This is a genomic window from uncultured Duncaniella sp., assembly GCF_910578445.1.
GTDB lineage: Bacteria > Bacteroidota > Bacteroidia > Bacteroidales > Muribaculaceae > Duncaniella.
The window spans coordinates 109,179-122,768 of the sequence record NZ_CAJTQC010000003.1 but is presented as its reverse complement, the minus strand read 5'-3'; the positions used below and the strand labels follow the sequence as shown (position 1 = coordinate 122,768).

The following is a 13,590-nucleotide window of genomic DNA, read 5'->3' as shown; positions in this document are numbered from 1 at the left end:
TACAATTTAATTAAAGAAGGATGTATTATGGAACCGACGATTTACTCACGCTTCAAGGAACTCGTCAACAATGATCCGGACCACCCTGCCGTCATTGACGAGCGCACATGTGTCACTTATTCCGGCCTCGACAGGCTGGTCGACACTCTGATTTCACGCTTTCCCTCTTTCATTCCCGCACGTGTCGGGATTGTGATGGACCACAGCGTGGAGATGGTGGCTTCACTTATGGCCGTCATCAAGTCCGGGGCTGCATTTGTGGCAGTCGAGCCTGACTTTCCGCCGGGACGCCTCGTGACATTCCTTGTTGAAAACGGTATTGACTTTGTCATCACGCAGGAGAAATATGCCTGCATTCTCAACGATTTCAACCGGCTCATCATCGGGAGCGACATTTATGTCGACCCGGCACTCCACCCTCTGCCTGACCGCTCGCGCGCGGACCGCCCTGCATATATCATCTATTCGACCACACCCGACGGCTATCCGCTCGGCGTGGCGGTAGGAAATTCGCAGGTGACACACTTTGCCGAGGCGTTCAGAAAGACCTACAATATCACCGGCGACGATATCATGCTCCAGTTTTCGGCATGCGTCATGAACATCTTTATCCAAGAGGTGTTCGGCGCGCTGCTCAACGGGGCTGTGATTGCGATTCCGTCGCCACAGACGCGCAACGACCCTGAGAAACTGGTGAAGTTCATCGACGACCAGTATGTGACGGTCATCAGCGGCTTCCCTTATCTGATGCAGGAGCTCAACGCCGTGGCTGCTCTGCCCATGACTGTCAGGCTGCTCATCAGCAGCGGCGACGTGCTCCACGCGGCGGCTATCGGCCATCTGCTCGAACAAGTGCCTGTCTATACCACCTACGGGCCTCCCGAGGCGACGGTGAGCGTGACATCCTACTGCTGCAACACCGGGATTGTGCTCGCCGACGGGACTTTCCCTATAGGCAAGCCGATGAACGGCACGGAGATTATGATTCTCGATGATAATCTGCGCGAAGTCCCTCAGGGACAGGAGGGGGAGATATGTCTCTACGGCGACGGACTCGCCGACTACTATACCGGCGATCACCGCGCCGACCTGAAGCCGTTTGTGACGACTGCCGACGGACGACGCGTGTTCCGCACAGGCGACATGGGACGCCAGCTCTCCGACGGCAACTATGTCTATCTCCACCGCAAGGACAGCGAGGTCAACATTCTCGGAAAGAAGGTGGTGACAGGCGAGGTTGAGCGCGCTCTGCGCAAGAGCGACGAGGTTGATGGCTGCACGGTGGTCCACTATCCCGACGAGCAGGGTTCGGCCTATCTGGTGGCCTATGTAGTCCCGAAGACGAAGTCGTTCCGTCTGTCGTGGGTCAAGAACACGATGGCGCAATATCTGCCGGCCTATATGATTCCGGAGTTCTTCGTGCTGCTGAAGGCTCTGCCGACCGATGCGGCCGGAGTGGTCAATCCGCTGGCTCTGCCTGTGGTGCTTAAGGACAGTAAGACGGCTATCTGAACCGGCCGTCGCGGATACCGATTCATTTTCAATAGAGCTATAGTCGGGCATGAAGCCTGACAGACGGCGAAAAGCCTGCCGGTCTCGGCTTGCTTTTCGCTTTGTTATGTGACGATTTGTCGGCGACGGCGCAATTTATTCCGATAATCATGCCTCGGTTTGAGGATTTTATGTAATTTTGCCTGCTGTAAAAAAGATTGTTTATTATTATGATTCTTCAATGTGCCGTGCTCTTCGCTTTTCTGGCGATGGGCGAGTTTATTGTGTATGCGACAGGGATTCCCGTGCCGTCGAGCATCATCGGGATGCTTTTGCTTGCGGCCGGGCTGAAACTGCGCGTCGTGAGGCTTATGTGGGTCGACAAGGTGGCCGATTTCCTTGTCAAGAACCTTGGTTTTTTCTTTGTCCCTGCCGGTGTGGGGCTGATGAGGTGTCTGGGGCTTATTTCCGAGCAGTGGCTTCCGATTGTGGGGGCTTCGGTAATCAGCACGTTCCTGATTATCGCGTCGACCGGATGGGTTCACCAGATTGTGCGACGGACTATCGCTCCTCACCATCATCACCACAGTGAGACCGGGAAGGCTGACGAGGCTTAGCGGCTGTGTGTGTAAGTTTTTAACGGATTTGATTTTACCAAGGTAGTAAAAGTACATTATGGATTTTCTTGAGAACAAATTTTTTCTGATTGCGCTGACTTTTGTGGTTTTTCTCGGCTCGAAGCTTCTGCAACGGCGCACGGGGGTGGCTTTGCTCAACCCGATTCTGGTTTCAATCATTGTGCTTATCGTGATTCTGCTGAGCTGCGGGGTGGACTATGAGACCTATGCCTCGGGTGGTGAGTATATCGAGTTCTGGCTGAAGCCTGCGGTGGTGGCTCTGGGTGTGCCTCTCTACAGGCAGCTTGAGAATATACGCAAACAGATGCTTCCACTGTTGCTGGCGGAGCTTGCCGGGTGTGTCGTGGGAATTGTGTCGGTAGTGCTGATTGCCGAGCTGCTCGGGGCGACGAAGGAAGTGATTATTTCGCTTGCGCCTAAGGCTGTGACTACGCCTATCGCGATGGAGATTTCGACGGCTATGGGCGGAATTCCGTCGCTGACGGCTGCGGTGGTGGTGTGTACCGGTATTTTTGGCGGCATGGCGGGGTTCAGGATGGTGAAACTGAGCCATATCAAGAGTCCGATTGCGTCGGGACTGTCGATCGGGACGGCTTCGCATGCGGTGGGGACGGCTTCGGCTATGGAGCGCGGTGAGCGCTATGGGGCGTTTTCGTCGCTCGGGCTGACGCTCAACGGTCTGCTGACGGCGCTGCTGTCGCCCTTCATTCTTGATTTGCTCGGATATACGGTTTGAGGATATTAATTTTACAGCGACGATGTTTGATATCGTCTGAATGGTAAAGCGATGTCCGGCCGGACATCTTTTTGCTTTTACATTTCTTCCCCCCGCACATCTGCGATGTACGGGGCTATGAGTAATTGAATGTCCTACCGGACATTTTTTGCCTGATTCTCCGTGTTTCCTGAGGCTTCTTGCTTCCCTAAATACACTCCAATGGAAACCACAGGACATCGCATGGTTGTTGCTATTGCCGGATGACAGTAGTTCGATATATACACGATGACAATAGTTCTCTCTATATATGTAAGGCGGCCCGCTGCATCCACGCAGAAGGCCGCCTTGATTAAAACATATGGGGATATTGGTTAGTATAAAAAAATAACTCTTAGCGATTAAAATACTAAAGGTTTATGATGACTGACTAAATAAAATGAAAGAGGATAAACTGAAAATGAAGGATTAGCGGGTGAGGGTGGCAATGGCCTGATCGACCGGGGGATCTTTCAGGATAACTTTGCCGGTTGAGTCAAGGATGTAGAGTGTTGGTGATGCGGCGAGGACGTAGAGTCCGCTGTCGAGGACGGGGGTTGTGGCGAAGCCTACCTGCCACCGGGCAGGGAGTGAGTCTTTGGTGCGCTGCCACGCGGTATGGTCGTCCTCGACATCGACGGCTATGATTCCTATTTCCTGCGGGAGATCGAGGGCGGAGAGGCGGCCGATGATTTCCTTGCACTGGGAGCAGTCGGGGTCGTAGAAGATGAGGAGGTTGAGGGGGTGGTCGGCGAGCCGGCGGTGGAGTGTGGCCGACGAGCCGTTGCGGTCGACGAATCCGAAGTCGGCAGCCTGTGTGCCGGGGCGGTTTTTGAGTGCGTCGGCGAGACGGTGGCGCGGACGGATGCGCTCTACGTCGCTGAGGAAGGGGGCTTCGGAGATGTGGCGCAGGAAGAGGATGTAGGTTTCTTCGTCGCGCATGGGTGAGTTGGGGTCGTCGAGATATTTTTCGGCGGTGGAGGCGATGAGGCCGAAGGCTTCAGGGTCGACTCCGGCGCGATTGACGAGGGTGGCGACGGCGCGGTCGGCGTCATCGGGGGGCGACATGGGGAGGATGGCTGCGAAGTTGGCGAAATTTTGCTCGATGAAGGCTGTGTCGAGGCTGAGGGTGCGGTCGGTGAAGTCCATAGCGTCCCAGTAGTGGGCGACGACGTAGGCCGCCCGCTCCTCAATCGATTGCAGCGAGTCAGGGACATCGGGCATGGGGAGCTCAGCAGTGTTTACACTTTTCTGTTCCCCATTACCGGAGCGATTATTATCCGAAACTTTATCTCCCTGTCTGCAACCAAGCAGACACAGGGAGATAAGAATTGAATATAATGTCGTATGCTTTGAAATCATCAGCGATTATTCATTGTTCACTATTTGCTCATATGTTTTTCCTGCCTCAGCAGCTGTAAGATCCCGGACACAACGAACCAATGTAATCGACTCTATCGGCTGAGCCGTAGCGATACCCTTTCGTACAGTAACAATACGATGTTGATTTTCAGTCGTTCCTGTAGAATAGGCAGGTCCGCGATTATTATTATGACTCCAATGCTCTTGTGTACAGCCCATAAATTGAGCACTCTCATTCTCAATATTCTTAAAAGCATCAGCTCTTCTCATAATAACCAATTCTTTTTGATTAGGAATGCGCCAACCTCCTCTTCCTGAAGTAGCATTCAATGATGCACAAGGTGTCGCATTTTCAACTGCGGACTTATAATCATTAAATTGGTAGTACCTAACAGTGGCTTCTGTAGTAAAGGCTCCATTAAATACATTTCCACTGGGAGCATATTCAAATCCGTATCTGCCAAGTTTATTTTCATTCATACTTGTTTTATGTAATGGAATTGGTGATGTCACCGGCTCACGAACTGCAGTACCGTAGTAATGCGTTACCTTAACTACACCTCCACGAGTAGTTGTACTCTTATCTTTATCATCATATGCAGGGGTTACTTTTTCGCCCGGTGTAACAGTGGTTAAGTCCGCTCCGAGATTCCTAATACATCGTAATTGCCACGGAGCATAACTATATTGATCCCTCGAACCATGAAAGCTACTACTTGACATACCTTCATCTACCCAGACGATTACATTATCACTCGATATAAAGTGGTATAATGTATTTCCACCTGTAGTACATGCAATAGGTAGAGTAGGCTGTGCATAGTCCATCAATGGAGAAGACAAAGTGCTTCGACCTAAAATCACTCTGACATACTTGCCTGATGCAGGAAGATACCATTTTAATTCCTCCGGGTCTATAATTCCATTTCCGTTTTCATCACGATTTCTATTGAGACATCCTTGCAGAGCCTCCAAATACTGAGTATTGGTATTATTGCTCGTCTGAGGATCATAAGAACCGGCTCTTGAGTTATAATACCCATTTGTATCACCATTAAGATCTTCCTGTCGTATTAGCGCAGGCATCGGAAGTGGCATATATTTTTCTGAGGTATCAAAAAGAGTTATACCACCATAATTTGGCTGCGAGGTATTATTAATCGGCCTAACGTATAGAGAAGATTTGAAGTTAACGAAAGACTTCCATTCTTTACCTGCTCCACCTATACCTAAATTCCAAACATTCCAACGTCCATTATCAGGATCAGCATTAGCCGGGTCAATAGTCCAACGGAGGTTCATTCCAAAGACTTCATTTTCATGTTCAACACCTAATGCTGTCTCACAATCAGACGCGTCTATGTTGTAATAAGTCTGAATTGATTTTTGTGTCAAAGCATATTTCGACTTGAAATATACGCTGTGACCATCGGGAGATATTTTCTGTGCGACATTGAACCATGCCTGACGGCTTGGCTGATTGACATATTCCTTCCACAGCTCGCCGGTTTCATTTCCGTAGCCGGTCTCACCATAACGCTTTTCATAGGTATATTCGTTGACGTAGACCGTAAACCACTGGCCTTGCAGACCGGATGTAGGCAATTCATGAGGATAATATACCCCTGTACGACCATTCACTATATTCGGGTAAGAAGCAAACACCCTCTCATTAGCAGCAGTCTTATTATTGTCAGAACGACCGAGATCCAGACCTGTCGGGACAAATTCAATCCAGTTATAATATTTGAAATCAGGATTATTTGCCGCCGGGATATCACTGTCAGTAGCGCTGTTATAGTAGAAGCTTTTGGGTTGTCCCTTTACATATGTCCGCATAGAGAATGTAAACGAACGGACCTGCTCAGTGGTAAGGAAGATATTGAACACACCTGTATGCGCGTCAAGATTTTCAATCTTGTCGGTCACGTCGGTCACAGTGCCTTCAGCGCCCGGCTGCTTTTCATCACCATTGAACGCTTCGACAAGAATCTTATTGACCGATTGGGCTTTTATATTATAAGTATATTTCGAATTGCGATAGCAGTTGAAATCTGTCGGATTGTCTCCGATATAACCAAGATGAACAATATAGGTAACCTCAGCCGTGCGCGACGCAGCCGATTCCGGAAGCTCTCCTGCATTATCGCCGGTCGTTACGCCGTCCGGATTCACCATCGATTGTGGATTTTTATACGTAATCGTAGCGTTGATTTTTACATATGTCGCGTTGTTGTTGACATCACCCTGCGGAGTAGCACACAAGCTCGTAAATATGCCGGTATTTTTCTCATTTCCATCCTTAACTTCACGCTCACGATCCTCATAGGTCGTTGCAGTGCCGGTGCGCTTGTTTTCAAACTGCCAGAACTTGAATGTATAGACACCGTTGCTCACCTGAATTTCAGACGGCGGAGTAAAACGCATTGACGACAGATAAGCAGAATTGTCAAGCGGACTCGAATCAACCATATCGCCGGCATTGACAACCGCAATATTATCGGCTATTATACCTGCATCGGCAAGCTGACGGTCCTGAATCCAGCTGTATTTAGGCACATTGAACACCTCGATGTTCTGAAGTTCCATGTTAATAATATCACCTTCCGCACTGATTTTCAATGTATTCTCAGTCCAAAGACGACGCAGGTGTATCGCACCTTTGAGTGTCGATGAACCGGCCTGAATGGCAACAGGCTTGATATTTGAAGGAAGAGCCGCGGTGTGGTCGGCCTCGTCATACGTACCTGACATTATAAGCTCACCGCTCGGTTCTGCAACAGAGAGGTCATTATCGCCAGACGACATGTTTTGCTGAATAGCGATAGCGCAATAGCTATCCCATGTGTCCGCTGCTGCAAGCATTTCACTGAGAGGCTTTTCAGCCTTAGTATTCATATCATAGCCGATAAATTCATCATAGTTGGCCACGGCTACGATATAGCTCTCACCCGACTTGCAATCGAGCGAGAGGGTCTGAGGAATGTGGCTGCCTGCATCCTTATTTTCCTCAAACGTCTGATTGAACGTACATGCTTTACTTTTCGCATTGTAGATGCCAATCCAAAGACTCTTTACATAAGAGTCTGAAGTGGCGCGCGAAAGATGTGTCGCCTCAGTGACACTTACTTTCAGTGTCAGCTTTGCATCTTCGCCGTCAGGGACAACACTTCCGCGATAATCAATATCGTCACTACAGCTTCCCACAGAGACAGCAAGAGCAGTAGCGAGCATGATAGTTTTAAATATGTCAATAAAAGTCTTCATTGGTCGTTGTTTGTGTCTTTTCTCTGATTAATCAAAGGTAGGAACATTAATAGTGTTTGAAACCCACGGGCAAACGGTGTAGTTCACGTTAAGCTCGGCTTTCATTGAGCGGGTGACGGTGAACTCATAGATGTGGTTGCGGGTGATATCGGTGACCGGAGTCATTATATTGGATAGGAACAATTCCCATTCTTTTGTTTTGGGATTATCATTATCAGAATAAGTGGTTATTATGAACTTCACATTCTGATTGCGCGAGGCTTCTGTCATATATGCGACAAAAGCTTCTGTGAAAGTATTACCGTCGGCATCGGTGTAGTCACCGCCTTCATCACTGCCTACTTTACGGGCATTGACCTCCAAGGAGGAATCAAACCAGTCAGCGACAATGGTGGGAGTTTCGACCATAGTCGTTCCTTTTGCCCACTCCGCGCAACCTGACTGAGAAAAATCAGGGATAAACGCACCGTAGGTATTACCGCCTTCGATACGCACAGCCGTAATCGTCGTGGCAGCATCAGCATTTTCTTTATTTATATTGTCGAATACCCGAATCTTGGCCATTGCGCGCTGCATAAGCAACGGCGAGTCCTCACCCGTCAGATTGTGGGCATTCTCAATTGTCGTAGCCTCGTCAAGATCGGTACTCTTTATGGTGTAGTGTGCCCAACCCGACATAGGGATATAATTTGTCGAGCCATCAGGATACCATTCCTTGTCTGCTGACCAAACCGGCGCAAAACTATATTTCTGTTGCGCAATCCATTGAGCGCTTTTCATGAAAAGGGCGTCGGTCAGGTCGTTGGACGATGACGTCACCCCAGATGAAAGGTTGGCCAAAAGCATCAGGGATATTTTGATGTCGCCGGTCGAGGTGGTTGCAAAGTCGAAATATGCCTTGTTGATGCGTGCCTTGATTTCATAGCGAGAATTATTCTTATCGTCAGTCGTCGTTTCAAAACTTATCAAGTCTTTCCGCTCAAGTACCTTGATGACATTCTGCCTGTTGTCGAATAAAATCAGGCGCATGTCATCGGTATTTATCATGTTTTCGGCAGCCGTGGCCTCTTCTTCAGGATGATTTGCGGAGTCGTCGGCCCGCGAGATGCCGGAGGCCGAACGCCCTACGCCGGGCACACCCTTGAGGGTGAAGGTGAGCCAGATATCATTGCCTTCGACGTAGCCGGGCCGGTCCTCGATACATCCGAGGTCGTCGCTGACACACGACACGGCCAGTGAACCGAGACACAAGCAGCCCGCGACCAGTCCAAGGTAGTTATGTGGGAGATGTATACGTATCATAATTATTTCTTAACGTAGCCATTTGCTATCATTTGTGTGTATGGCAGAGAGATTGGATGGTTTTATTCGATTGGAGTCTCATGACGGACAATGCGCCAGTCGTTGATGATGATGACAGCGCTGATCCAGCGTCCGCCTTCGTCGAGGAAGAATGTCATGTTGTATTCATCCTGACGGTCGAGATATTCCTGATCGGAGAGCGAAGCGTTTTCGTAGCCTTTGACAAGCAGGGCGTAGTCAATGACCGGGATGCTCAACACGACCTTGTTTTCGGCCTTGTTGATGATGGTGAGCATGGGTTTGTTTTCGGTCAGGAGGCGCGAGGTGGTGAACTCGGCGAGCGATGCGCCGAGCACCGCACGCGACGGAACTGCAAACGGAGCTGCGGGCGCACCCTTTGGATCCTGAGGATTGACGTTGACATCAATCTGTCCGCTCTTGGTGAACCACGGACGATAGACAAGCTGCTCGCGGTCGCGGAGGGTGTTGTCGTGGTTGAGCCATCCGTTGTTGTCGGTGATGGTGAAGTCGAAATTGTCGGCAAACACTGGCTCGCCCGAAAGATGCTGAAGCACGACGCGGACGGTGTTGGTGTTTTTCTTCAAGTTGAGTGTGACGTGGTTGGGCTTCGACGGGGAGGCATAAGGAAGCTCGACGCGCTGCAGGGTATGGAACAGTCGCGAGAGCTGTGCGTCGGATTCACCGGCCTGATTGCGTCGGAGCTTGCAGTGGAAGTCTTCGAGCGCCGATTTGCCGGTCTCGCCTTCGGCTATGTCGAAATGGCCGGAGTAATCACCGCCCCAGACGAGGAAGTCGTAGCTTCCCGGCTCGACCTGCACGGCGAGTTCGTGATTGGCGGAGAGCTGACTGCGGGCGACGTCGAATCGGCGGGCAAGCTTGCCGGTCTTGGCATCGACTGCAAGCAGGGTGACGCGGTCGACTTCGTTGCCAAAGGCATCGGCAAATTTCATATTGTGGTCGTAAGTGAGTCTTACGATGTTGTAGCTGTCGACACAGTCGCTGTCCTCAAAGATTGAGTGACAGCCTGTGGCAGTCAAAAGTGTTGCCATTGAGGCGGCTGCAATGGCCGTATTTTTTATAATAGTATGTAGCTTCATGACCGGCTGATATAATAATGTGGTTATTTATTTGTTTACTGTGGTTTTGATTCAGATTTTTGGGAGTCTCGGTCGGGACAAGACGGTTATATTGTCGCCACGGCTATCGGCATGGCGTTGAGTTTTCGTCGGTTGGGGAGGATGCGGCTGTCATTCAGGCGCTGCATCTTTGAGTTGTTTCGAAGAGAGTGAGAGACGGTTTAACCTGTATTAAGAAGAAGTCCGGTTCGGTGGTTTCCGATTGGACTTGGGGGACGGGGTCGGAAATGATTTTCGGTAGGATTATCGGGGTCAGAAGAAAAAAAGAAGCCGACCCGGCTCAATGGGCCGGCTTCTTTCGCTATTGCAATGGGTCTTGATTACACATCAAGACAAGTTTAGAGGATTATTCGAGAGTGACAGTGTTGGAAACAGTACGCCAGTTAAGAATACGAACATGCGCAGCAAGATAAGATTCGATAACCTTTGGATTCTCAGTTTCGTTACCCGGAGTACCCAGTCCGACAATACCATCAATTACATAATCATAGATATGATTACGAACCACGCCTGTCAAACCACCGAGATGTTCAATATTCATATAGTAAGATGTCACACCGTCTACCCAATGCTGAACTTCACTAAACTGAGGAACTGCCGTTTCTACATCATTAATTGTTACTATAGCACGATGAGTGTTATCACCTTTCTTGTTAGGCTCAAAACTTACGTTGTCTTTAGTTGCTTGAATAGGATGATCATCAGCATTATACTGTTGAGCAACTTTTTCTTTTATACGATCTTCTGTATAATAAGCTCCACTCCACTTGTACATATTAATAGGCTGTCCATTATGCTTTATAGTAGCTTTTACAACTATTGCGGTTACATTGGGATTACGATCTGAAACTTTTGCTTCGGGGACAGTCGTATTTTCATAGCAATACTGAACGTTCGCTGTACCTGATACAAAAGATTGATTCTTGAATTGATTTTCACTGTAAATATCATAATCTTTATTAGTGAAAGTACCAGTAGTGGACTCAGCCCAATAAGAACGACCACGGTTTACATCATTCCATTTCCAATTCCAACCAGCATAATTGTCAGGCTCGAGTTTCTTGAAAGCATTGGCTTGTGACGGAATATTTACAAGTTGCCAGCCTTCAATCGACGCTGTAAATCGTGCGTCTGCGCCATCAAGATTAAATTTACCGGGATTTTCAATTGTCTGAGATGGCTCATTTTTACCGGGACGACGCTGAACATCGAAATTTTCTTCATAAGCAACACGGATTTTAGCAGTTAGACGCTCTAAGCTGATTACTACAGGATTATTTTTTGCTCCTTCCGGAGTATCAGAAAATGCACTCGCATCCAAATCAATAGCAGTTATTACAGTACCATTTTTAACATAAACAGCATTGGTCATCAAAAAATCACCTGCTTTTGTCCAAGAAGTCGGAGCTGTTGTCAGTGTATTAATTACGACATTCAAGTTCTTATTTTCAAGACTTTTCATCACATCGGTGCGAGGATTAGCCACACATAACACTTTTGCTGGAAGTTGCCCTACATATGGGGCTGTTGGCTTTCCAAGAACAAGCACACCTTTAAGACCTTCTTCATCACCATAACCTTCACTTGATGAAAGCTCAGCCGGTTTTACCATATTGGTTATGACATCTTCTTGGCCTGCATTGACATTTGCGTATGCAAGACCGAATGCTGTACCATATCCATCATAAAAAAGGAAATAAAGATTTTCTTTCGAGATTGAACCTTCAATGGTCTCAGCTGATTCAAATTCACTCTTAGCAGGATCATCATCTTCAGCTCGACTACCATTAGCAAGATTGCTTATAGCCACGGACATATACTTTGATGCTTCAGTAGCACCGCCGTTGTCACCCTTGATGGGCTCTTCGTTTGAACAAGATGCAAACCCTACTGAGAGGGCGAATGCACCAAGAAGAAATTTGTTAATCTTCATGTTAGTAAAAATTGGTTTATTTTAGTTAATTTCTAAATTAGTTGATTTAAATCTGGGGTTGAGGGATTAGCCTCGACCGTCGGGTTAGGCTACCGACGGCCAAGCTAAAATTGGGATAAAAAATCTGAGGAATAAACAATTAGGTGATCTGTTAGGGGATCAGTGCAAGGGGTTTGTAGCGGGGTAGGTTTGCGCGTGTGTCAAAGTCAGGATAAATGACGATGAGGGGGCAAATTTTGGGGAATTACGTTCACTTATTGATTTTCTGAAGCTGGTCGAGGGCATCGGCTGCTTCGGCGATACCTGCGTCGGCAGCTGACTTCAGTAGGGTGTTGGCAGTGGCATTGTCGCCCTGCTTTGCAGCGAGGACACCACGCGCATATGTGGCACGAGGGGAGTTTCCGGCCTTTGCCAGATAGCCCGCTGCTGCATTGAGCTCGTCGCGACGGAGTGCAATGGCAGCCATGTTGAGATTTGCAACGGGGTCGTCGGGATACATGCGTACAGCAAGCTCAAACGCCTCGCGATAGGGGTCGGAGTCAGGCTCAAGAAAGTTGGCCACGACATAGATTTCGTTGAGGCTGAGTTTCTGGGGTGCGGTCGCCATGACCTGACGGATTTCTTCTACTGTGACGAAGGAGCGGACCACGTAGTCGACGGTGTAGTCTGAACGTCGGAGTCCGGGATATACGTTTTTGAGGAGGAATGCGTAGTCCTGCGGGAACTTGGATTTGAGCCGCCATTCGCGCGCGTCGGGAGCGAGAGATGTGTCGTCGATGACGGCGAGGAGGGCTGTGGTGTCGGGGAGGCTGCATGTCGCCACGTAGTTGCGGAGTCCTTCCCAGTTTTCGGCCACCCACGAGGTGTGCATCACGTCGGCGTCAAACGAATAGAGTCCGCGGACGTATTCGGCGAGCGAAGCCGAACGGCCTTTGGCAAGGCGCTCGTTGTTGGCATAGGTGCCTTCGGGCGATGCGAAGCCGACGATGGTGACGGAGGTTATGCGCGAGTCGGGGTCGTTGGCCACTACGTCGATTGTCGAGCGTATTTTGGCCAGTTCCTCGGGGTTGCGGCGGTATGTGGGCGAGATTTCGGTGCGGTTGACAGGGAAGTCGACATAGGCCGAGCCTTTTGCCGAGCGGGTTTTCTCAAGCTCTGCGGGAGGGGTGACCATGACGAACTGCGGGGCGAAAACGCGCTCAACGAAGTCAATCGAGGCGAGTTCGGATGTCTGGCCCGACGAGAGGGTGAGGACACCGCAGTCGCATTCGTCCTCTACGAGCACAAGGCGCGATTCTGCCATCCACTGCTCGTAGGGGATGATGGTTGAATAGCTGACGGTGTGTCCGGCGCGCGAGAGTATGGCTGGCGCTTCGGGGGTGTCGTGGCGCTGATTCTGTATGTAGCGGTTACGCCCTGCGATGATAACCTCTGGGAGCTCGCGGCGCTCTGTGCCGTTGGTGATCACGGGGATGTATTTTATCTCACGGTCGCTCTTGAGCTTCATTGCGGTTGCGTCGAGGTTCATGGTGACGACGAGGGAGCTTGCGGAGCGTTCGACGTTTACATCGCTGACCGTCACCGACTGAGTGGCTGCGGTGGCGCTGACGGTTGCCATTGCCATGAGGAGTGTATGAATGGTTCTCATATACTTTTCGTATTGGTTATGGGGGTTGACGGTTAGCT

General features: G+C 49.6%; 9 protein-coding genes. 3 read left to right on the top strand and 6 right to left on the bottom strand.

Annotation, left to right across the window (positions count from 1 at the left end; genetic code table 11):
- The first annotated feature begins 27 nt into the window (after positions 1-27).
- From QZ311_RS02920 to QZ311_RS02910, 3 genes are all read left to right on the top strand, one after another.
- On the top strand, positions 28-1,512 hold the full coding sequence (locus QZ311_RS02920; RefSeq protein ID WP_297063685.1) for an AMP-binding protein: 1,485 nt from the start codon (positions 28-30) through the stop codon (positions 1,510-1,512).
- 209 nt (positions 1,513-1,721) lie between these two features.
- Positions 1,722-2,108, top strand: a complete 387-nt coding sequence (locus tag QZ311_RS02915; RefSeq protein ID WP_297063684.1) for a CidA/LrgA family protein — start codon at positions 1,722-1,724, stop codon at positions 2,106-2,108.
- Positions 2,109-2,166: 58 nt separating this feature from the next.
- A complete protein-coding gene (locus QZ311_RS02910) occupies positions 2,167-2,865 on the top strand; it encodes an LrgB family protein (protein WP_297063683.1) in 699 nt (232 codons plus the stop codon).
- A gap of 447 nt (positions 2,866-3,312) precedes the next feature.
- On the opposite strand, the gene QZ311_RS02905 is transcribed toward QZ311_RS02910, so the two are convergent.
- From QZ311_RS02905 to QZ311_RS02880, 6 genes are all read right to left on the bottom strand, one after another.
- Positions 3,313-4,245, bottom strand: a complete 933-nt coding sequence (locus QZ311_RS02905; protein WP_297063682.1) for a DUF5106 domain-containing protein — start codon at positions 4,243-4,245, stop codon at positions 3,313-3,315.
- 6 nt (positions 4,246-4,251) lie between these two features.
- The gene (locus QZ311_RS02900; RefSeq protein WP_297063681.1) at positions 4,252-7,512 is read right to left on the bottom strand and encodes a fimbrial protein; all 3,261 of its coding nucleotides are present in this window, start codon (positions 7,510-7,512) and stop codon (positions 4,252-4,254) included.
- A 27-nt stretch (positions 7,513-7,539) separates the two neighbouring features.
- A complete protein-coding gene (locus QZ311_RS02895; RefSeq protein WP_297063680.1) occupies positions 7,540-8,814 on the bottom strand; it encodes a hypothetical protein in 1,275 nt (424 codons plus the stop codon).
- A 62-nt stretch (positions 8,815-8,876) separates the two neighbouring features.
- Positions 8,877-9,932 (bottom strand): FimB/Mfa2 family fimbrial subunit, encoded by a 1,056-nt coding sequence (locus tag QZ311_RS02890; protein WP_136415376.1) that lies wholly within the window; start codon positions 9,930-9,932, stop codon positions 8,877-8,879.
- A gap of 385 nt (positions 9,933-10,317) precedes the next feature.
- Complete coding sequence (locus tag QZ311_RS02885; RefSeq protein ID WP_287117748.1) at positions 10,318-11,904, bottom strand: Mfa1 family fimbria major subunit; 1,587 nt, start codon at positions 11,902-11,904, stop codon at positions 10,318-10,320.
- Between the two features lie 250 nt (positions 11,905-12,154).
- Entirely contained in the window at positions 12,155-13,552 is a 1,398-nt protein-coding gene (locus QZ311_RS02880) for a DUF3868 domain-containing protein (protein ID WP_287117747.1), read from the bottom strand.
- Positions 13,553-13,590 lie beyond the last annotated feature (38 nt).